The 22,819-nt window shown below is 31.0% G+C and carries 15 protein-coding genes; 14 read left to right on the forward strand and 1 reads right to left on the reverse strand.

The features are described from left to right. The first annotated feature begins 70 nt into the window (after positions 1-70). Genes priA through OC535_RS11565 form a run of 8 tightly spaced genes read left to right on the forward strand, consistent with a single transcriptional unit; the run spans position 71 to position 9,351 of the window. Positions 71-2,269, forward strand: a complete 2,199-nt coding sequence (priA, locus tag OC535_RS11530) for a replication restart helicase PriA (protein ID WP_227052762.1) — start codon at positions 71-73, stop codon at positions 2,267-2,269. Between the two features lie 11 nt (positions 2,270-2,280). Beyond that, on the forward strand, positions 2,281-3,534 hold the full coding sequence (rsmB, locus tag OC535_RS11535; RefSeq protein WP_227052763.1) for a 16S rRNA (cytosine(967)-C(5))-methyltransferase RsmB: 1,254 nt from the start codon (positions 2,281-2,283) through the stop codon (positions 3,532-3,534). Position 3,535: 1 nt separating this feature from the next. After that, a complete protein-coding gene (gene rlmN / locus OC535_RS11540; RefSeq protein WP_227052764.1) occupies positions 3,536-4,564 on the forward strand; it encodes a dual-specificity RNA methyltransferase RlmN in 1,029 nt (342 codons plus the stop codon). Further along, entirely contained in the window at positions 4,564-5,301 is a 738-nt protein-coding gene (locus OC535_RS11545) for a Stp1/IreP family PP2C-type Ser/Thr phosphatase (RefSeq protein ID WP_498823885.1), read from the forward strand. Before rlmN ends, OC535_RS11545 begins: the two co-directional genes overlap by 1 nt. Before the next feature lies 1 nt (position 5,302). Further along, positions 5,303-7,252 (forward strand): Stk1 family PASTA domain-containing Ser/Thr kinase, encoded by a 1,950-nt coding sequence (pknB, locus tag OC535_RS11550; RefSeq protein WP_498823886.1) that lies wholly within the window; start codon positions 5,303-5,305, stop codon positions 7,250-7,252. An 11-nt stretch (positions 7,253-7,263) separates the two neighbouring features. Further along, entirely contained in the window at positions 7,264-8,121 is an 858-nt protein-coding gene (gene rsgA, locus OC535_RS11555) for a ribosome small subunit-dependent GTPase A (RefSeq protein ID WP_498823887.1), read from the forward strand. Further along, positions 8,114-8,755: a ribulose-phosphate 3-epimerase gene (gene rpe, locus OC535_RS11560; RefSeq protein ID WP_227052767.1), complete on the forward strand. Its 642-nt coding sequence runs from the start codon at positions 8,114-8,116 to the stop codon at positions 8,753-8,755. The genes rsgA and rpe overlap by 8 nt, the downstream gene beginning before the upstream one ends. Then, entirely contained in the window at positions 8,752-9,351 is a 600-nt protein-coding gene (locus OC535_RS11565; RefSeq protein WP_227052768.1) for a thiamine diphosphokinase, read from the forward strand. Before rpe ends, OC535_RS11565 begins: the two co-directional genes overlap by 4 nt. Before the next feature lie 67 nt (positions 9,352-9,418). On the opposite strand, the gene OC535_RS11570 is transcribed toward OC535_RS11565, so the two are convergent. After that, positions 9,419-9,904 carry a PTS sugar transporter subunit IIA gene (locus OC535_RS11570; protein ID WP_498823888.1) on the reverse strand — a complete coding sequence of 162 codons (486 nt, stop codon included), beginning with the start codon at positions 9,902-9,904 and terminating at the stop codon, positions 9,419-9,421. Positions 9,905-10,223: 319 nt separating this feature from the next. On the opposite strand from OC535_RS11570, the gene nagE reads away from it, so the two are divergent. The 6 genes from nagE (at position 10,224) to OC535_RS11600 (ending at position 22,700) form a co-directional block, all read left to right on the forward strand. Next, positions 10,224-11,681 (forward strand): N-acetylglucosamine-specific PTS transporter subunit IIBC, encoded by a 1,458-nt coding sequence (gene nagE, locus OC535_RS11575; RefSeq protein ID WP_498823889.1) that lies wholly within the window; start codon positions 10,224-10,226, stop codon positions 11,679-11,681. A gap of 15 nt (positions 11,682-11,696) precedes the next feature. Next, positions 11,697-12,527: a PRD domain-containing protein gene (locus tag OC535_RS11580; RefSeq protein ID WP_498823890.1), complete on the forward strand. Its 831-nt coding sequence runs from the start codon at positions 11,697-11,699 to the stop codon at positions 12,525-12,527. A gap of 255 nt (positions 12,528-12,782) precedes the next feature. Further along, on the forward strand, positions 12,783-17,936 hold the full coding sequence (locus tag OC535_RS11585) for a beta-N-acetylglucosaminidase domain-containing protein (RefSeq protein WP_498823891.1): 5,154 nt from the start codon (positions 12,783-12,785) through the stop codon (positions 17,934-17,936). A gap of 221 nt (positions 17,937-18,157) precedes the next feature. Continuing rightward, positions 18,158-18,748: a rubredoxin-like domain-containing protein gene (locus tag OC535_RS11590; protein WP_024721137.1), complete on the forward strand. Its 591-nt coding sequence runs from the start codon at positions 18,158-18,160 to the stop codon at positions 18,746-18,748. A gap of 472 nt (positions 18,749-19,220) precedes the next feature. Further along, a complete protein-coding gene (locus OC535_RS11595; RefSeq protein WP_498823892.1) occupies positions 19,221-21,785 on the forward strand; it encodes an ATP-dependent Clp protease ATP-binding subunit in 2,565 nt (854 codons plus the stop codon). A gap of 132 nt (positions 21,786-21,917) precedes the next feature. Further along, entirely contained in the window at positions 21,918-22,700 is a 783-nt protein-coding gene (locus tag OC535_RS11600; protein WP_024721135.1) for a nitrilase-related carbon-nitrogen hydrolase, read from the forward strand. Positions 22,701-22,819 lie beyond the last annotated feature (119 nt).

Consider the following 22,819-nt stretch of genomic DNA (forward strand, 5'->3'; position numbering starts at 1 on the left):
TAGAATTTAGTTTATAGAGACTTTGATGATGAAGTCTCTTTTGTTTTATGATAGAATAGGAAAAACGGAGATGATAACAGTGTATATTGTAGAAGTATTAGTCGAACATCCAACTCATGCTTTAGATACAACTTTTGATTATTTATCTAAAACTAAAATATTAACTGGTGTGCGGGTTGCGATTACTTTTGGGGCTCAAAAAATAATTGGATATGTAATGGCATCTCATTATAGTGAATTAACTAAAAGTGAATTGGAACAGGAAGCAGGATTTAAATATCGTTATATAAGTGAAATTATTGATGAAAAGCCGCTGTTAAATCAAGAGTTACAAGAATTATCACTTACTTTAGCTAAATTGACTTTAGCACCGCGAATCAGTTGTTTACAAGCAATGTTACCAGCTCAGCTAAAACCAAGTACTAATAAAAGTGTCGGGATTAAATATCAAAAGGTGATCAAAGTCATTAATGAAGATGTTAAAACACCTAAGCAAAAAGAAGCTCTTGCTTATTTAAAAGAAAACAACGATACAACTTTAAAAGATTTTCCATATAGTCGAGGCTTACTTAATAAATTAGTCGAACAACAAGCTGTACAAATTATTGATAAAGAAATTTTTCGAGATCCTTATTCTGGAAAAATAGAAATAGAACCTGAATTTTCTTTGAATTTAGATCAACAAAAAATCGTTGACGGCATTATCGCCAAAAGTGATTTTTTTCATACTGCATTAATTCATGGCGTAACTGGTTCGGGGAAAACAGAAGTATATTTACATTTATCAAAATATGTAATCAATCAAGGGAAGACAGTTTTAATGCTGGTTCCAGAAATTTCTTTGACACCAATGATGGTCGATGTTTTTAAACAGCGCTTTGGTAAAAAAGTAGCTATCATTCATTCTAAACTTTCTCCAGGAGAAAGGTATGATGAGTATCGAAGAATTTTAAATAATGAAGTAAAAATCGTCGTTGGGGCAAGAAGTGCAGTATTTGCACCTTTAAATAAAATTGGTTTGATCATTCTTGATGAAGAACATGATCCTAGTTATAAACAAGAAACTAAACCGCGCTATCAAACGATTCAAATTGCCAGGTTGCGTGGACAATATCATCATTGTCCAGTTGTTTTAGGAAGTGCTACCCCCTCATTGGAATCATATAGCCGAGCTTTAAAGGGTGTTTATGATCTTTATAATTTGCCTAAACGAATCAATCAATTTCCGTTACCTGAAATTGAATTAGTAGATATGGCTAAAGAAATCAGAGATAAAAATTATTCTTTGTTTTCTAGAGAAATGAAAAAAAGAATTGAGAATTGTTTGGATAATCAAGAACAAGTTATTCTTTTATTAAATAAACGTGGTTATGCCACATATATTCGTTGTCTTGATTGCAAAGAAGTGATAAAATGTCCTCATTGTGATGTGACTTTGACATATCATAAGCATGATCACAAATTAAAATGTCATTATTGTGAGTATCAAATGGATATGCCTGCAAGCTGTCCTAATTGTAAAAGTCATTACTTAAAACCTGTAGGAATTGGAACCCAAAAGGTTGAAGAACAGTTGGAAGCAGCTTTTACTAAAGCAAAAGTAATTCGCTATGATGTGGATACTACCAGGAATAAAGATGGACATCATAAGTTATTAGAAAAATTTGCGAGAAAAGAAGGTAATATTTTATTAGGAACACAGATGATAGCTAAAGGCCTGGATTTTGAAAATGTTACGTTTGTTGGGGTTTTAGATGCGGACATAAGCCTAAATATTCCTGACTTTAGGGCTAATGAAAGAACTTTTCAGCTATTGGAACAAGTATCTGGAAGAAGTGGACGCGGGCGAAAAAGAGGAACGGTCTTGATTCAAACCTATAATCCGGAACACTTTGTCTTACAATGTGTAAAAAATCATGATTATCTAGGTTTTTTTAAAGAAGAAATGAATTTTCGGAAAATGGCTCATTATCCGCCATATGTTCATTTAGTTAGTATCTTGATTCAGGGACATGATGAATCCATAGTAATTCAAAGTGCTGATCAAATTAAAACTTATTTACAAAAGCAGTTAAGTAAAGTAATGATTTTAGGACCAGCAAATAGTTTAATTTATCGAATGCATGATATTTATCGCAAACGAATCATGATAAAGTTTATTAATAGTAAGGAAATATATCCAGTATTGGAAAAGATGAGCAAATTTTATAATAAAAATGGGACTAAAATAAATGTTGTGTGTGATTTTAATCCCTATAGTCAAATGTAGAAAGGAAATTTATGGCAAGAGCAGTTGCATTAGAAGTTTTATTAAAATATTGGAATGAACAGAGTTATTTAAATATAACTTTGAACGAATATTTACAAAATAGTGATTTATCAAGAAATGATAAAGATTTAGCGACACGAATAGTGTATGGTACGATTCAAAATAAAATATATCTGGAATATCAATTAGAACCGTATATTAAGGGTAAGAAAGTTAAAAATCGGGAAAGATTGATTTTGTTGATGTCATTATATCAATTGATATTTTTAGATAAAATACCATCATATGCAATTATTGATGAGGCTGTGAAACTGGCTAAAAATAAAAATTTATATGCTGGTAAATTTGTTAATGCCATTCTTAGAAACTATCTTCGAAACGGTAAAAGAAATATTGAAGAAGTCGATGAATTAAAACGATTATCAATTGAAACCAGTCATCCTTTGTGGATGGTAAAAATGTTAAGTAAACAATACGGTTTAGAAGTGACAAAAAAGATTTGTTTTCATGATAATATGCCACCAGTAAGAGCAGCGCGAGTCAATACACTAAAAATAAATAGAGAAGAGCTATTGAAAGACAGCACTTTTAAAAAGGGAAATCTAGCTTTAGATGCTGTTTTATATGAGGCTGGAAATATTGCGGATACAGAATATTTTAAAAATGGATCAGTGACGATTCAAGATGAATCCAGTCAGCTTGTAGCGCCATTATTAGATCCGCAAAAAAATGAGTTGATATTGGATATGTGCTGTGCTCCTGGCAGTAAAACAGCTCATTTAGCGGCATTGATGGAAAACAGTGGCAAGATCATTGCTTATGATTTGTTTGAACATAAAATCAAATTAGTTAATGATAATTTAGTACGGTTGGGGATAACTAATGTAGAACTGCATGTCAAAGATGCGACAACTTTGAAAGATGATTATCCAAAAGAAACGTTTGATAGGATTTTATTAGATGCGCCATGCAGCGGTTTAGGAGTAATGAAAAGAAAACCAGAAATTAAATATCATGATTCTACAGTGATGGATACGCTGATCCCTTTACAAACAAAATTATTAGACAATGCCTACTATTTATTGAAAAATAATGGTAAAATGGTATACAGTACTTGTACTATAAATAAAAAAGAAAATGAACTAATGATAAAACAATTTCTTGATAAATATCCAGATATGCGGATAATTGAAGAAAAGAAGATTTTGCCATATGTTTATGATAGTGATGGTTTTTATATGTGTAAATTAGAAAAAGGAAAATAAGATGAAAAATATTTATGATTATTCTTTAGAACAGTTAACTGAATATTTTGCTTTAATAAAGCAAAAGCCATTTAGAGCAAAACAAGTGTTTAGCTGGCTTTATCAAAAAGATGCTTATCAATTTGATGAAATGTCAGATTTATCAAAAGAACTTAGAAATAATTTGAAAGAAGAATTTAGATTTGATGTTTTAAAAATCAAAGAAAAACAAATATCTAAGGACGGAACAATTAAGTATTTGTTTGAATTATTAGACGGAAGTTTGATTGAATCAGTATTAATGGTTCATGATTATGGTAAGTCTTTATGTGTAACAAGTCAGGTAGGCTGCAACATGAAATGTAAATTTTGTGCCAGCGGACTGCTTAATAAACAGCGAAATTTGACAGCGGGAGAAATGGTTGCTCAAATCATGAAGGTCCAGCAGGATATAGCACAGCGAATAAGCCATGTGGTCGTAATGGGTACTGGGGAACCGTTTGATAATTATGATAATGTGATGAGTTTTGTGAGAATCATCAATCATCCCCATGGTCTAGCAATCGGAGCACGACATATTACAATTTCTACTTGTGGTTTAATTGATGGTATTAATAAATATAGTGATGAAGGTATTCAAACTAATTTAGCGATTTCTTTACATGCTCCAAATGATGAAATTCGTGATCAATTAATGCCGATAAATAAAGTATATCCGATGGATGATTTACGAAAAGCAGTTAGTGATTATATTAATAAAACTAATCGGCGGGTTACTTTTGAATATATTTTGTTGAAAGATATCAATGATGATATTATCTATGCTCGTCAGCTTGCTCATTATTTAAGAGGATTAAATGCTTATGTTAACTTGATTCCTTATAATAGTGTTGATGAACATGGCTATCAGCCTAGTTCTAAAGAGCAGGCCGAAATATTTAAAAGCGAATTACTTAGATTACATATAAATGTAACGATGCGAAAAGAACATGGGCGCGATATCGATGGTGCCTGTGGACAGTTAAGAGCTAAAAGAAGTGAGGTGAAATAATGAACTATTATGCAAAAACTGATATCGGTAAGGTAAGAAGTAAAAACCAGGATCAAGCAGCAGTAATTGTTAATACAAAAGATCAAATCGTTGCAGTTGTTTGTGATGGGATGGGTGGTCACCGTTCGGGAGAAATAGCTTCGAGAGTAGTAATTGAACATGTGGTAAGCTGTTTTAATTGTATTCCGCCGTTTGATAATGTTGATGAGGTAAAAAAATGGATAAAGGAAACGATAATTGAGGCTGATATTATTGTGAAAAAAACAGCGATGCAAAATATTGAACATCGTGGTATGGGGACGACAATTGTTGTGGCAGTTTTTATGGACAATATGTTATATATATCTCATGTTGGCGATAGTCGTGCATATGTTTTGAAAAATGATAATTTAATTCAGGTAACTAGAGATCATACTTTAGTTAATGAATTGATCAAACGTGGCGTGATTAGTGAAGAAGAAGGAAAAAATCATAGTCAAAAACATGTTTTGATGCAGGCAATCGGTGCCGATACTAAAATAGAACCTTCATTGATCGAATTGGATTTTGTAAATAGTTTATTATTACTTTGCAGTGATGGCTTATATAACAGTCTTGATGAAAATAAAATAATTGAAGTATTGAAAAAAGATATAAAGGTTCCTTATATGGTAGATGAATTAATTGATTTGGCTAATGAAAATGGTGGTTATGATAATATTGCTGTAGCTATTATTGATAATAGGGGAGGTAAATAGGATGTCAAAAATAATTGCAGAACGTTATGAATTATTAGAGCTTATTGGTCAAGGTGGTATGGCGGATGTTTATTTAGCTAAAGATATTATTTTAAATCGGACGATCGCGATTAAAATTCTTAGAACAAGTTTAGCTAAAGATCCTATTTATGTAACAAGATTTCAACGTGAAGCTAGTGCCGCAGCAGCACTTTCACATCGAAATATAGTTGAGATATATGATGTCGGTGAAGATGAAGACAAATATTATATTGTTATGGAATATATCCCTGGAACAACTTTAAAAGAGTTGATTTTAAAGCGTGGTGCTGTGCATGTTGTAGAAGCAATAGATATTATGAAACAGGTAGTTAGTGGAATTGCTAAGGCACATCAGTTAGGAATCATTCATCGTGATTTAAAACCGCAAAATATTTTAGTGACTGATAGTGGTGTAGCTAAGATTGCAGATTTTGGAATTGCATCTATGCAGTCGTTAGCGCAAGTGACACAAACGGATGTAATTATGGGATCTTTACATTATTTGGCACCAGAGCTGGCACGTGGTGAAAAAGCAACAGTACAAAGTGATATTTATGCTTTAGGAATCGTTTTTTATGAACTGTTACGTGGTGAAGTTCCTTTTAACGGTGAATCTCCAGTAAATATTGCTTTGAAACATATGCAGGAAGATCTACCTTCGTTATTAGAATTTAATCCTTCAATTCCGCAATCAGTTGAAAATATAATTATTAAAGCAACTGCTAAGAATTTGAATGATCGATATAATAATGCAAATGAAATGCTGGAAGACCTTAATACTTGTATGGATCGTTTAAATGAGGAAAAACTTAAATTTACTTATGATAGTGAGCCGGAACCTACGATAGTTCTTGATTCTCGTTCTGTATTTAATACCGGAAATACAGCGGATATTCCTCCGGTAAAAGAAGTAATAAAAGAGGATAAGGCTAAAGAAGAAAAAGGATTGAAAAAATTAGTTACAAAATTTAAGGGATTAAGTACTAAGGCTAAAGCTGCAATTATTATTGGTACAGTATTTGTTGTTGCTGTAATTGCATTTGCACTTTATGTTAATATCCGGCCAGATACAAATTTAATGCCTGATCTCGAGGGAAAAACGCAGGAGCAGGCTCAAGAACTGTTGAAAGATTACAAAGTAACTATTAGTGATGATATTATTGAAGAATTGTCTGATGAGTATGATGAAGGTAAGATTATTGAAACAGATCCTAAAAAAGGAACAACAATAAAAGAAGGGGATGTTGTTAAGTTAACAATATCTAAAGGTAAATATATTGTTGTTGATGATTATGTAGGAATGGATGTTGAAAAAGCTGAAAAGGCATTAGATAAATTAGGATTTGATGTGACTATTGAATATGAGATTTCTTCAAAAACTAAAGGTACTGTAATCGAACAAAGTATTGATGAAGGTGAAAAAGTAGATCCTACTGAGAAAAAACGTGAAATTACGTTAACGGTTTCTAAAGGTAATTATATAGTTATTTCAGATTATTTAGGAATGGATATTGAAAAAGCTAAAGAGGCTTTGGCAAAATTAGGATTTGAAGTAATTGAAGAGACAGAAGAATCTGAAAAGCCTCAGGGAACAGTAATAAAACAAAGCTTACAAGATGGTCATAAAGTGGATCCTGATGAAACTAATCGGACAATTACGTTAACAGTTTCAGGTGGTCTTAAAATAGAAGTTCCTAATGTTGTAGGAATGGAAATCAATGCTGCTAAAAGTCGTTTGGAGAGTAAAAACTTTAATGTTGTTCTCAGCAAATTATCAACTGATTCATTGAGTGAAGATGAAATTAAAAATATTACTATTAATCGAGTGATAAGACAAAGTCCAGATGCTTTTAGTACAGTTGATAAAAATGGTGAAACCGTTACATTATATTATTATGATTCAAAACCGGAAATTTCTACAGATGATTAAGGAGGAAATTAATGTCACAAGGTAGAATAATTAAGGCGTTATCAGGGTTTTATTATGTTGAAGATGATGATAAAATAATTCAATGTCGGGCAAGGGGGAAATTTCGCAAGGATGAAATTAAGCCCCTTGTTGGTGATTATGTTGAATATCAAGATAACTATATTATGAAATTATTGCCGAGAAAAAATTTTTTAATTCGCCCACCAATTTGTAATGTTGATCAGGCTTTAATTGTTAGCTCATGTAAAGAACCGGATTTTTCTTCGATGTTATTAGATAAATTTCTATTAGTAATTGAACATTTGCAGATTGAACCAATAATCGTCATATCTAAGATAGATTTAGGTGATAAAGAAGTAAAAAAATATATTGCGGATTATCGAAAAGCGGGGTATCGCGTTTATGAAATAAGTTCGAAAGACAATGTAGGAATCATGGAATTAAAAAGTGTGTTCAAAGATAAAATAACGGTAATTACTGGTCAAAGTGGGGTAGGGAAAAGCAGTTTATTAAATGCTTTGGATATTAATTTGAATTTAGAGACAAATGTTATTTCTAAATCATTAGGACGTGGAAAACATACTACAAGACATGTTGAGTTGATTAAAATGTATGATGGATATATTGGTGATACACCAGGTTTTTCTTCGATAGATTTAAATATAAAACCAGAAGAATTAGCTGTTGCATATCATGATTTTGAAGAGTATAGTCATAAATGTAAGTTTAGAGGCTGTTTGCATGATAGTGAACCTAATTGTGGCGTAAAGCAGGCGGTAGTTGATGGCGTGATTTCTAAAGAACGCTACGAGCATTATCTAATGAATTTACAAGATACAAAAAAGAAAGAGGAACATAAGTATGGTTAAAATAGCACCTTCATTATTATCAGCAGATTTTACTTGTTTAAAAGATGAAATTAACAAAATAGAAACAGCTCAATGGATTCATTATGATGTGATGGATGGACATTTTGTCCCTAATATTTCGTTTGGTTACAGTATTTTAAATGATGTAAGCAAAATCACAGATATGTATTTAGATGTTCATTTAATGATTAGTGAACCAGCAAAATATGTTGATAATTTTATTGCTAGTAAAGCATCTTTGATTGTTTTTCATTATGAAGCGGTCGTTAAAGAAGAAATAAATAGTTTAATAGATTATATTAAAAATCAAAATGTTGATGTGGGAATTTCGATTAAACCCGATACGCCAGTAGAAGAGATACTACCTTTTTTATCAAAATTAGATTTAGTGCTGGTAATGTCAGTTGAACCAGGCTTTGGTGGGCAGGAATTTAATCCTATTGCACTTGATAAAATATCTAATTTAGCAAAATTAAAAAAGGATCATCAGTACCATTATTTAATTGAAGTAGATGGTGGAATAAATGAAATTACCGCAAAACAATGTCGTCAGGCAGGAGCCGATGTTCTTGTTGCCGGCAGCTATATTTTTAATAGTGATGATTATGCAAAGGCGATTGAATCATTAAAATGAAAATAGGAATTTGTAGTGCTTTAGCTAAAGAACTTGATCATTCGTTAAATTATATAGGTGTTGATCGTGGTGTTGAGATTTTAATTAAGCAAGGGATCAAACCAATTTATGCAATCGGTGATTTTGATTCAATTGAAAATCAGAATTTATTAACGAAATTAAAAATAGAGCGTTTGCCAACAAGAAAAGATGTTACCGATAGTCATGCGGCATTGGAATACGCTCTTTTACAGGGTTATGATGAAATTGATATTTATGGTGTGACAGGAGGTCGCCTAGATCATTTTTTTAGTGTAATGTGTTTATTGGAAAAATATCAAAGTGTAAAAATCAGAGTTATTGATAGTCAAAATATAATTGAGCTTTTAAAACCAGGTAAACATAAAATTATGAATGATGGCTATAAATATTTTTCATTATTTGCTTTAAAAGATAGTTACATTGATATCGAGCATGCACATTATCCTTTACATAATTATTATTTAAAACATGATGATCCACTATGTGTATCGAATCAAACAATTGAAGATTTTGCATATGTTACTAATAGTGAGACCATTATTTTAATTAGATCTCGAGATAAGTCTGATATTTAAAAAATAATTAAATAAGTTTAAAGGTGTTTAAATTAAAAGATTCTGTTGCCAGAATCTTTTAATTTTATTATCGATAAGTGTAGATAGTTTTACCTGCTTTGATTGAGGAGGCGGTGGTCATAGCTTTAATAGGATGGCTGTAATGATTACATATTACAATAGGTGTGATAATTTTATAATTATGTTTTTTTAACAATTCTTCGCTCAATGTAACAATAGGAGTTCCAACTTTTACAAGATCACCAACTTTGATTTGATAATCGTAGTTGGCTGCATTAGGCTTGAGCGATTGAATACCGATATGCACTAGTATTTCTACTCCATCTGGGGTTAAAATTCCAAAAGCGTGTTTTGTTGGGGCAATTACACTAATTTTTCCTTGGCAAGGTGCACAAATACAGTTTGAAGATACTTCAATTGCTAAACCATCGCCAATTAGTTTATTGGAGAATGCTTTATCAGGAATATTTTGTAAGTGAACGATCTTACCGCTAACAGGTGCACATATATGATTTTTTTTATTTAAAGTTATTATTTTTGGGATAAAAAGCATTCTATTTCGTTCCTCCTTATAAATAATATTAAAAGGCATTAGCTGTCAAAAAATAACTGCTAATGCCTAATTTAATAGTAACATCACAATTAGATTCTACCTTGTAATCTTAATAATGTCAACTTAATTTTGGATCACTAGAAAATAAAGCAGCAATATTAATGCTGGAGAGATGTTATCAATTGTTTATCTTATTTTGGATTATTATTTTGGTTGACAGATTTTGATATTAAAGGTTATAATTTTACAAAGATGCAGAGATGATCAATCTGCAATATTTTATTTTGGGACGATTAATTTATAATAAGGTAGGAAAATGATGAACTATATTCAACGTTTAGGAAAATCTTTGATGTTACCGGTATCAATAATGCCAATAGCAGCATTATTAAAAGGAATTGGATATTGGATCGATCCAGTTGGTTGGGGGAGTAATAACTGGATATCAGCATTCTTGATAGAATCTGGTACAGCAATAATTGATAATTTACCATTATTGTTTGCAGTTGGGATTGCAATTGGTATGATACATGAAAGAGATATGACAGTGGCGATTTGTGCGGTTGTTTGCTATTTGGTTGTCGTAAAGATTTTATCACCTGAGGCTGTTTCTTTAATTAGAAATATCCCAATAGATGAAGTGCCATTAGCTTTTAAAAACACAGCCAATACTTTAGTTGGAATAATTGTTGGTTTACTTGTAGTTTTTAATTATCAGCATTTTTCAAAAACTAAATTGCCATTAGCTTTATCTTTTTTTAGTGGAAAGCGTTTTGTACCCATTATATCTACATTCATGATGTTAATACTGTCGGCAATATTAATAATCGTATGGCCGTTTTTGTACAGTATTTTTATGAGTTTAGGTAAAGCAATATCGGGCTTAGGACCAGTCGGTGCAGGATTATATGGCTTTTTTAATCGACTTTTAGTTTCAACGGGATTACATCATGCATTAAATTCAGTATTCTGGTTTGATAGTGCAGGTATTGATGATATCGGTAAGTTTTGGGGAACGGTATCTGGTGGTGTCCGGGGGATAACGGGAATGTATCAGGCTGGTTTTTTTCCAGTAATGATGTTTGGCCTTCCGGCAGCTGGAATTGCAATATATAAATGTGCGCGACCAGAAAAGAAAAAACAAGTAGGATCAGTTTTATTATCGGCGGCGTTTGCCTCTTTTTTAACGGGGGTGACCGAGCCGTTAGAATTTTCATTTATGTTTGTAGCACCACTTCTTTATATAGTTCATGCTATTTTAACGGGAATAATGATGTTTTTAGCTGCCTCTTTTCAATGGATAGCAGGATTTGGCTTTTCAGCAGGACTAATTGACTATATATTAAGTATAAAATCACCTTTTGCAAATGATATTTTCATGCTGATACCTTTAGGGATAGTTTGTGGAATAATTTATTATTGTGTTTTTAGATTTTTGATTATTCGTTATGATCTGATGACGCCAGGAAGAGAAATAGATGATATAATTATTGAAGTAGATGAGAAAGAATATGGAGTTATGTTGGCTGATCAGGACTACGATGAAATAGCAATTTCGATATTAGAGGCATTAGGTGGTCGTAGTAATGTAATTTTTGTTGATAGTTGTATTACCAGATTAAGAGTAGAATTAAAAGATGCTGATATAATTAACGAACAACAGATCTTAGCAACAGGTGCCGCAGGAATAGTTAAAATTAATAAAAGTAGTATTCAAATTATTATGGGAACGGAAGTAGGATTTATTGTTGATTCAATAAATGATATATTGATGTAGAAAGAGGTGGCAGAGTTGAAAATATTAAAAGTTTTTAACAATAACAGTATAGCTGTAATTTCAGATGAATTAGGTGATATTATTCTAACGGGTTCCGGTATTGGGTTTCAAAAGAAAATCGGAGATCCAGTCGATGAGTCTAAAATCGAAAAAACGTATTTATTTAAAGACGAACAAAAGAAGCGTTTTGAGCAGTCAATTGCAGAAGTACCTGCTGTTTATTTTGAGATTGCCAATAAGATAGTTGCTAAAGCGAGCAAAGATTTAGAGACAGATTTTAGTGGTGAAATTTTTATTGCTATAAGCGATCATCTTTCTTTTGCTGTTAAGAGAAAAAAAGAACATGTCTATTTACCAAATATAATTTTAAATGAGACAAAAACACTTTATAAAAAAGAATATCAAGTTGGTTTATGGGCACTTGACTATATTGAAAAAAAAATAGGGATTCGATTAGATGATGATGAAGCTGGATATTTAGCTTTGCATTTAGTCAATTTTTCATTTAATGATAAAGCAAATAATGCAATTAGAATAGTTACTTTGACAAAAGAAGTTTTAAATGTAATTAAAACAACCATGAAAATAGAGTTAGAGGAGGATTCTATTGGTTATGCAAGAATTTCAATTCATCTAAAATATTTAGCTGAAAGAATTTTTAGTAATGAGGAAGTTAATTTTGAAGATACAACACAGGATATTCGTGATATGCTTAAAGAGAATGCACGATTAGCTTTGTGTATCAATAGAATAGTAAAATTAATCAAAGATCGTTATGATTATACTTTGTCACCTGATGAACAGACATATCTGTGTATCCATATTAAAAGAAATACTATTCTTTAGTTAAAATTAACTAAATTAAAACTAAAATATAAGTTTGTATTTAGTAAAAACGGTTGACAGAGATTTAAGCAATGATATAATAGAAGTGCGATAGGATTGTTACTTTAAGTAGGCAAGACCAGATGCTGGATATGCTTTTAGTATACTAGCATTTGGTCTTTATTTGTAGCAGTATTCTATGCGATACGGAAACTTTAATTACTAGTAAACGTGGAAATCTAGTTAATTTAAAGTTATACGAGAAAGGAGAATGAGATGAAAAAAACATTAAAAAAAGTGTTAACAGTTGCTTTAACGTTATCGATGACTTTTAGTTCATTAGTTATGTTAAATTCAGTAAATGCAGAAGAAATTTCGAACTACACAATATATCCAACGCCTCAAGAAATGATATATAGCGATGACAGCTTTTCGATTTCTGATGATGTAAATGTGGTGTATGGTGATGCAATCGATAGTTTTACTAAAGATCATGCTGCTGATATATTAAGTATATTAGATAAAACATATACAGTTAGTGAAGCAATCGATGCAAATAAAACAAATTTGATTATTGGGACATATAATTCAAATGATTATGCAGATAGTTATTTTAAAAGCAACGGTTTAATCGAGAGTGAGAATCTATTTACTAACTATGATTCTTATATTTTAGATATCAATAATGGTGTTATTGCAGTACTAGGTAAAGATACTGATGCTGCTTTCCACGGATTGACATCATTAAAACATATTTTTAACCAAGTTAAAGATAACAATATCTTAAATGTAAAGATCAATGATTATGCTGATGTAAAAGGACGTGGATTTATTGAAGGGTATTATGGAAATCCATGGTCAAATGAAGATCGTGCAGATTTGATGACATTTGGTGGAGATTATAAGTTAAATCAATATATTTATGCTCCTAAAGATGATCCTAAGCATAATTCAAATTGGAAAGCATTATATACTGATGAAGAACTAGTTGAAATTAGTAAACTGGCAGAAGCTGGTAATAAGAGCAAATGTTACTATGTTTATGCATTACATCCATTTATGTATAATGCAATTCGTTTTAATACTGATGAAAATTATGAAACAGATTTAAATATTATAAAAACTAAATTTGAACAATTAATGTCAGTAGGAGTAAAACAATTTGCGATTTTAGCAGATGATGCTTCTGTTCCATCTCAAGGGGCACAATGTTATGTTCGTTTGATGAATGATTTAACTGAATGGTTGATTGAAAAACAAGCAACTGTATCAGGATTAAAATCAGATACGATTTTTTGCCCAAATGATTATATGGGATATGGTTCAAGTTCTCAGATGCAAACTTTGAAACAACTGCCAGATTCAGTAAGTATCATTCAAACTGGTGGTAGAGTTTGGGGTGAAGTAGGACCAAGCTTTAATGATAGATTTTATCAAAATATGGGACGTCCTGCTTATATGTGGATCAACTGGCCATGTAGCGATAACACTAAAGATGGTTTAATTATGGGTGGAGCTGAAGCAGTTTTAAAACCTAATGTTGATCCATCAACTGTTGAAGGAATTGTTTTAAATCCAATGCAGCAGTCAGAGCCTAGCAAAGAAGCATTATTTACTAATGCTGATTATGCATGGAATATTTGGGAAGAGGCAAGTAAATATGATCAAGTATGGCATGATTCATTTAATTATATGGATCATGGAACAATCGATGATACACCTGCTTCGATTGCATTACGTGAATTGAGTAAACATATGATGAATTCACAGCAAATTGGTAATGAGGAATCAGTAGACTTAAAAGATAAGTTATCTAGCTTTATCAATGATTTGAATGCTGGTAATGATATTTTGGCTCAAGCTGATGATTTAATTGCTGAATTTGAATTATTACAGGATAGTGTTAATACCTATCGTAACAATCCTGGAAATGAAAGAACGCGTGATCAAATTATTTATTGGTTAGACTGTTGGCAAGAAACAACAGAATCGATTATTAATTATTTAAATGCTGCTAAAGCATTACAAAATGAAGAAGAAAGTAGCGTGATTTGGGATTATTTTGCAACTGGTCAAGCTGAATTTGATGCTTCTAGAACGCATGGATTCTTTTATGTAGATCATACTGAATATGCAAAAGTGGGTAGAAAATACATTTATCCATTTATGCAAAATCTAGATACTATTTTATCAGCTAAAGTAAGTACAATAGTTAATCCTGATCAAGATGTTGTTTCTTTTATTACAAACCGTACAGATACGCCAACAGGTTCATTAAATAATGCATTAGATAATAATGCAAGTACGGAAGTGGTTTATAAAACACCAAATACAATTACAACTGGTACGTATGTCGGAATTAGTTATAGTAAGGCTATTGATGTCGATTCAGTAACTTTTAGATTAGGACAAAGTGGAAATTTAAATGATACTTTCTTAAAGGCTAAAGTAGAATATAGTACGGATGGTAAAGTATGGCAGGATGTAAATGGTGAAGAATATGATTTACCACAAGAAATCAATTTAACTGATTTAAATTTACATAATGTAAAAGCAATTAGAGTAATTGCAACTGTTGATAAAACAAATACTTGGTTAGGTGTTCGTGATATTGTAGTAAATGGTCAAGGTATAGTAGACGATACAAGTGAAAAATATAATGCTAGTGTTATCAAAGTTTCTAGATATGGAATCTATTCAACTTATGGTACTGCTAACATGATTGATGATGATGACAGCACTTTTACATGGTTTAATCAAAATAGTCAAGTTGATGACTATGTAGGTTTAGATTTAGGATCTGTTTTACCACTTGGTAAAGTTAGATTTATCATGGGTAATTCTGGTACTGATTACTGGAATGCTTATGATTTAGAATATTCAAGTGATGGTACTAACTATACTGTTTTTGCAAGTTATACTCAAAATGTTGAAAAGAAAACAGTAGAAGCAGATTTAACTGGTATTAAAGCACGTTATGTAAGAGTTAGAAATACTCAAGATAAAGGTGTTTGGTTAAAGATGTCTGATTTTAGAGTTAATAAACCAAGCGATACATTTGTAGATACAAATAATGCAGATCTAAAGAATATCGCTACAACAATTGACACTAACAGCGCATTAATAGCACCAGTAGATACGATCGTATTAAATAGCAATGAGTATATTGGTATTACATTACCAAGAATTAGAGATTTAGCCAATATCGATCTACAATTAGTAAATGGTAACGCTTTAACATTACAAGTATCTAAAAACTATGTTGATTGGGTAGATGTTGATGCAAATGATACAGATTTACCTGATGCTCGTTATATAAGATTAATTAATAATACTGATGAACCAATCACTTTTGGAATTACTAAATTTGAAGTAATTTCGAATGAATTATCAGGACCATATTTATTAGATAGTGATATTGGTATTAATTCATCTTGGGGAGTATCAGAAGATTGTCGTAATAATGGAGCTGCATTTGATGGAAATGTAGATACAATGACAGAATTTGCAGATTTGCCACAAAAAGGACAATATATTATTTATGATTTAGGTCAAGAAAGAACAATTAACAAATTGGCAATGTACTGCCAGGATTCAGCTGTTAATTATATTCGTGATGCTGATATTTTAATTTCAAATGATTTAGAAAACTGGACTAAAGTTATTACAATTGGTGATGGAGTCGAAAATGAAGATGATGCCAGCATTACTTGCTTAAATTCAGATGCAGGATATAAAGCATCTAGTACATATCCAAACAAAGTATATGTGGAAGGAACAGTAGATAATATAACAGCTCGTTATATTAAAATTTTGATTACTGCGACTAATAATAATCGTGCTGTTGTATTCAATGAAATTGTAGTCAATGAAGGTGAATATGTTCCAGTATCAAATGATCCAACTTTTGATGCAAGTGTAATTGAAAAACAAGGTTATGTACCACAAAATATGTTTGATGGTAATTTAGCTACAGCATATAGACCAGATACTGATGAAGCTGGTTATATTAGTTATACATTATCAAAAAATCTAGATGTTAAAAAAATAAATATTATTCAAAAAGGAAGTATTTCTAACGCTAAAGTACTAGCACTAGTTGATGGTGAAAATGGTAGAGAATGGGTACAGGTAGGTACTTTAAGTAAGTCATTAAATGAAATTTATTTACCTTTCTGGTCAAATATTTATGAATTAAAATTTGAATGGGAAGCAAATAGTATTCCAACGATTTCTGAAGTAATCTTGTTAAATAATGAAGAATATCTACCAGATCGTAATAATTTACAATCATACATTGATGGATTAGATATTGATGAAAATCAATATACTACTGAATCATATCAAATATTTGTACAAAAATTAGAGGAAGCAAATTCTGTATTAGCTAATAATAACAGTACGCAAAAAGAATTAGATAATGCTTTAGCTGATCTACAAGATGCGGTAGATAATTTAAAAGAAATTGAAATACCACAAACAAATAAGGTAGCTTTACAAATTGCGGTCGATACTGCTAATACATTAAAGTCTCAAGAAGTATTGGAAAATGTCGTACAAGCAGTCGTTAATGAATTCAACGCCGCATTAGCTGAAGCTGAAGGTATTTTAGCTGATAATTATGCAGATCAAACAACGATCGATGCATCATTCTATCGTCTAGCTAACGCAATTCATATGTTAGAGTTTGTAAAAGGTGATAAAACCGAATTAAAAGCCTTACTAGAAAAAGCAAATGGTTATGAAGAAGAAAACTATACAACTGATTCATGGGCAGCATTGCAAGAAGCAATCGAAGCAGCAACTGAAGTCATGAATGATGAAAATGCCTTAGAAAGTGATGTAACAGAAGCTTTGAATAACTTAACAGAAGCAATTGGAAACTTAGTCTTAAGAGCAGATAAAACAAGATTACAGGCCCAATATGATAAGTTAGAAAGCTTAGATAAGAGTGTATATACAGAAGCAAGTGTAGCTAAATTAGATGAACCAATGGCAAATGCAAAAGCTGTATTAGATGATCCAGAAGCAACACAAGCAGAAGTAGATAATGCATATGCAGAGTTAATAAGAGCATACTTAGACTTAAGATTGATACCAAATAAGGATCTATTACAAGACTTAATTAATAAAGCAAATGGATTAAATGCTGCAAATTACAGTGCTGAAACATGGAATGTAATGCAAGATGCTTTAAATAAAGCAATGGCAGTATTAGATGATCCAGAAGCAAGTCAGGCAGAAGTTGATAATGCTAAAGATGTATTAGCAAAGGCAATGGCAGGATTGGAAACAAGTAATTCAGTCAAAGCCGGTGATACAACAGCAAGTGTAGCTACTGGTGATAATGTTGTTTTAAGTCCATTAATGGGATTAACAATGTTAAGTTTAGCTGGTTTATGGATCTGTCGTAAAAAAGAAGAATGTTAAAATTTTAAACGGTTATGTATATTCATAACCGTTTAATTTATGAAGTTAATAAATGTATAAAAAATATTTAAATATTCTTGTGTGTAACTAAATAAAGTATTAAACTACAAAGGAAATAGGTATTTTAGTATTGACTTTTTTTGAAAATAGGATATACTAATATTAGTAATTATTACTGATAATTACTAATAACTAACTTATGAATGTGGAGGAAAATTATAATGGCTAAATTTGTATGTTCAGTATGTGGTTATGTTTATGAAGGAGATGCTGCTCCTGCAGAATGTCCTGTATGTCATGTTGGTGCAGATAAGTTTAAAAAAGTAGAAGGTGAAATGAAACTTGCTGCAGAACATGATTATGGTATTTATGCAAAAACAGTAAAAAATAATCCTGATATTTCTGAAGAAGATAAAAAATATATCTTTGAACAATTAAAAGCTAATTTTGAAGGTGAATGTTCAGAAGTAGGTATGTATTTATGTATGGCAAGAATTGCTCATAGAGAAGGTTATCCTGAAATTGGTTTATATTGGGAAAAAGCTGCTTATGAAGAAGCAGAACATGCTGCTAAATTTGCAGAATTATTAGGTGAAGATCTAGAACCAAATATGAAAGCAACAACTAAAGATAATTTAGCTTGGCGTGTTGATTGTGAATTCGGAGCAACAGCTGGTAAAGTTGATTTAGCAACTTGTGCTAAGAAAAATAACTTAGATGCTATTCATGATACAGTTCATGAAATGGCTAGAGATGAAGCTAGACATGGAAAAGCATTACAAGGATTACTTGAAAGATATTTTGGAAAATAATTAAATAGTAATTTTGTTTTTAAAGGTACAATCATAAATTATTCAAATTTATGATTGTGCTTTTTTATTTGTGCCAAGTTCTGCATTTCAACAATTTATAATGAATATAATAAATTTTTAAATACAAAAATTCAGATATAAAAACAGACTAGATCAATGGAGAAGATTGTTTGTGCTTAGAGTCTATGATACAGTGAGTATACAAAATAAACACACAAGGCAATGACAATAAAAATACATGTTTTATGAAAATAAGCAGTTGATCACTTGTTGACTGCTTTTTCTATAACTAAAGATAAGATTGGAGTGCTATATTGAAAGATATTTTTACGGATTTAGAGTGCATTGCAAACCTTTGGTTTTACAAGGAAAAAATATCAAGAAATTAGCACTCAGGGGGTTGACAGTGCTAAAATAAAGTATATAATATAGTTAGCACTTAGGGAAGAGGAGTGCTAAAGGAGTGATGGACATGAATATTGAAAAATGGACTGCTAAAATGCAAGAAGCAATCCAAAAAGCAATTACGATGGCTAGTGAAAAGGGTCATCAAGTAGTAGATGTAGAACATTTTTTATTAGCGTTATTGGAAGATAGTGCTGGTATTTTATATCGTGTTTTATCAAGAAGTAATGTTGATATTGCTAGTTTGCAAAATAAGTTGTTAAACAGACTTCAAAGTAAACCGGTCGTTAGTAATGTAGATATAAATAGTATTCGAATTTCTTATGATTTAAATCAGTTAATAAATTTATCTGATAAACAGATGCATAAATTTAAAGATGAGTATTTGAGTGTTGAACATTTGATTATGGCATTATTTGAGTTGAATAGCTCATGGGTCAAAGATTTATTAAATGAATATCATTTGAATCGAAAAGATGTTAAGAAAGTTATTGATGAAATGCGAGGTGATAATATGGTTAATAACCAAAACCCTGAAAATCAATACGAAGTGTTAGAAAAGTATGGTCGTGATTTAACTAAAGATGTCGCTGATGGTAAGCTCGATCCGGTTATTGGTCGTGATGAGGAGATTCGTCGGGTAATTCAAATTTTGTCACGAAAAACAAAGAATAATCCAATCTTAATTGGTGAACCTGGTGTTGGTAAAACGGCAATCGTAGAAGGTTTAGCGTGGCGAATTTTCAAAAATGACGTTCCTGTTTCTTTACAAAATAAGACTTTATATGAACTTGATTTAGGTGCTTTAGTAGCCGGAGCTAAATATCGTGGTGAGTTTGAAGAAAGATTAAAAGCTGTTTTAAATGAGATTAAAAAAGCTGAAGGTGAAATTATTTTATTCATCGATGAAATTCATCAATTAGTTGGTGCTGGTAAAACTGATGGTGCAATGGATGCAGCCAATTTGTTAAAACCAATGTTAGCTCGTGGTGAACTGCACTGTATTGGAGCTACTACTTTAGATGAATATCGTATGTATATTGAAAAAGATGCTGCCTTAGAACGACGTTTTCAAAAAGTTCAGGTTGATGAACCAGACCAGGATGATACAATTGCTATTTTGCGCGGATTAAAAGATTCATTTGAATCACATCATGGTGTTCAGATTACTGATAGTGCGATTATTGGGGCAGTAAATATGTCACAGCGTTATATTACAGATCGTTTTTTACCAGATAAAGCAATTGATTTAATTGATGAAGCGTGTGCTTCAATTAGAATGGAAATTGATTCTTTGCCAGAAGAACTAGATGTTATTACGCGTGAGAAGAATCGATTAGAAATGGAACGTATTTCAATTGAAAAAGAAGATAAAAATGATGATAATGAAAAACGTTTAAATGAAATTAAGGCACGAATAGCTTCATTGGATGAACAAGTTAAAGGATTAAGTGATAAGTGGAAAGAAGAGAAAAAATCTTTAGATCATGTAAAAGAATTAAAAGATCAAAAAGTTCGTTTAGAAGCATTAAAGGAAAAATATCAAACTGAAGGTAATTTAGAAGAAGCTTCTAAAATCAAGTATCAGACATTACCACAAATTGAAAAAGAAATCCAGCAGTTTGAAGCTTCAAAACAAGAAGATGATCTATTACAAGAAAAAGTAACGGTCGAAACAGTAAGTGAAGTGATTGCACGTTGGACAGGAATTCCTGTTAATAAATTAATGGAATCAGAACGTGAAAAACTATTACGATTGGATGAAGCTTTAAAAGTAAGAGTTATTGGTCAAGATGATGCAATTGAGAAAGTAACTGATGCGATCCTTAGATCACGGGCTGGTATCAATGATGAAAATCGACCAATTGGAAGCTTTTTATTCCTAGGGCCTACCGGTGTTGGTAAAACTGAAGTCGCTAAATCATTAGCTGAACAATTGTTTGATACTGAAAGAAATATTGTTCGTATTGATATGTCAGAATACATGGAAAAATTCAGTGTGTCTAGATTGGTTGGAGCGCCACCAGGATATGTAGGATATGAAGAAGGTGGACAATTAACAGAAGCAGTACGTCGGCATCCATACAGCATCGTTTTATTAGATGAGATTGAAAAAGCCCATGTGGAAGTGTTTAATATTCTATTGCAAGTATTGGATGATGGTCGGATCACTGATTCTAAAGGAAATCTAGTAAGTTTTAAAAATACGATTATTATCATGACTTCAAATATCGGTTCTAATTATTTACTTGAAGGTAATAATGAGGATACTAGAAATGCTGTTGACAGTGAATTGAAAGCTCATTTTAAACCTGAATTTTTAAATCGTATCGATGAGATCGTTTACTTTAACTCACTTGATCAAAGTGTTGTTAATAAAATAATTGATAAATTTATTAAGCAATTATCAGATCGTTTAAGTGATAAAAAGATTGTCATTTCTGTTAGTGATCGTGCTAAAGCCGTAATTAGTGAACAAGGTTATGATATAACATTTGGAGCGCGTCCATTAAAGAGATTTATTCAGTCTAATATTGAAACTTTAATTGCTCGTGAAATGATTAAAGGAACGATCAAGAATGGTAGTAGCGTAACTGTAGACTATGATAATGGTTTTAAATTATTAAGTTAATAGATAACTAGTAAATGTATTCTTATCTTATAATAGATAGGAATTACATTTTACTAGTTTTTTTATGTAATAAAACATTTAACAAACTAATAATAATTTGTTATAATAATAAAAAAGATGGGAGTGATGAATATGAAAATTGCAATATCACAATTTGATATGTCTTTTGAAGATATAGAAACAAATAAAAAAGAAGTAAAAGATATTATTAAGGTTGCTAAATTAAATCATGCTGATTTAATTGTCTTTCCAGAAATGACTTTAACTGGATTTACAATGAAATGTAAAGAAATGTATGATGAAAGTATCGATGATTTTTTTAAAGAATTATCACAAAAATATTTTATTAAAATTATTTATGGTGCAATTAGTAAAAAAAATGATTTATATTATAATAGTTTAATAGCAGTTGATGGTCAGAAAGAATTACTTAGATATGATAAAATTCATCCATTTTTAAAAGAAAGAAATTATTATCATTGTGGTAATGAAATTCCTTATTGTAATATTAATGGATATAATATTAGTGGTTTTGTTTGTTATGATTTAAGATTTCCAGAAATCTTTCAATTAGCATCTAAAAATAGTGATATGATCGTTGTAATTGCGTCTTGGCCTAAAGAAAGAGATGAACATTGGATAACATTGTTGAAAGCTCGTGCAATTGAAAATCAATGTTATGTTTTAGGGGTGAATCGTGTTGGCCATGATCCAAATGAAAGTTATGTTGGTCATAGTGTTTTATTTGATCCATGGGGCATGCAGGTTAATGAAATGAGTGAGCAGGAAGGCTTGATCTATGTTTATATGGAACATACTTTAGTTGATCATGTAAGAAAAAATCGGAATTTAAAAAATGGTCGTAGAGAAGAATTGTATTATAAATTAATGAAAGAGTATAATGATAAATTATAGTAAATTGAGGTAGTATTTACCCAATGGTATTAAGTTAAGAGAAAATGAAAAATCATTGAATTAAGATAAGATGGTTGTTAAAGTAAAAACAGCCATCTTTTCTGTTATTCATAAATAAA

The organism is Clostridium sp. Marseille-Q5894 (assembly GCF_946902305.1).
Taxonomy (GTDB): domain Bacteria; phylum Bacillota_I; class Bacilli_A; order Erysipelotrichales; family Coprobacillaceae; genus Thomasclavelia.

What these genes read in the sequence shown, in the direction of transcription:
- rpe (WP_227052767.1), top strand. Translation starts at nt 8,114, where the DNA reads ATGGTTAAAATAGCACCTTCATTATTATCAGCAGATTTTACTTGTTTA.
- OC535_RS11590 (WP_024721137.1), top strand. Translation starts at nt 18,158, where the DNA reads ATGGCTAAATTTGTATGTTCAGTATGTGGTTATGTTTATGAAGGAGAT.
- priA (WP_227052762.1), top strand. Translation starts at nt 71, where the DNA reads ATGATAACAGTGTATATTGTAGAAGTATTAGTCGAACATCCAACTCAT.
- OC535_RS11595 (WP_498823892.1), top strand. Translation starts at nt 19,221, where the DNA reads ATGAATATTGAAAAATGGACTGCTAAAATGCAAGAAGCAATCCAAAAA.
- rsmB (WP_227052763.1), top strand. Translation starts at nt 2,281, where the DNA reads ATGGCAAGAGCAGTTGCATTAGAAGTTTTATTAAAATATTGGAATGAA.
- OC535_RS11565 (WP_227052768.1), top strand. Translation starts at nt 8,752, where the DNA reads ATGAAAATAGGAATTTGTAGTGCTTTAGCTAAAGAACTTGATCATTCG.
- OC535_RS11570 (WP_498823888.1), bottom strand. Translation starts at nt 9,904, where the DNA reads ATGCTTTTTATCCCAAAAATAATAACTTTAAATAAAAAAAATCATATA.
- OC535_RS11545 (WP_498823885.1), top strand. Translation starts at nt 4,564, where the DNA reads ATGAACTATTATGCAAAAACTGATATCGGTAAGGTAAGAAGTAAAAAC.
- OC535_RS11585 (WP_498823891.1), top strand. Translation starts at nt 12,783, where the DNA reads ATGAAAAAAACATTAAAAAAAGTGTTAACAGTTGCTTTAACGTTATCG.
- nagE (WP_498823889.1), top strand. Translation starts at nt 10,224, where the DNA reads ATGAACTATATTCAACGTTTAGGAAAATCTTTGATGTTACCGGTATCA.
- rlmN (WP_227052764.1), top strand. Translation starts at nt 3,536, where the DNA reads ATGAAAAATATTTATGATTATTCTTTAGAACAGTTAACTGAATATTTT.
- pknB (WP_498823886.1), top strand. Translation starts at nt 5,303, where the DNA reads ATGTCAAAAATAATTGCAGAACGTTATGAATTATTAGAGCTTATTGGT.
- rsgA (WP_498823887.1), top strand. Translation starts at nt 7,264, where the DNA reads ATGTCACAAGGTAGAATAATTAAGGCGTTATCAGGGTTTTATTATGTT.
- OC535_RS11600 (WP_024721135.1), top strand. Translation starts at nt 21,918, where the DNA reads ATGAAAATTGCAATATCACAATTTGATATGTCTTTTGAAGATATAGAA.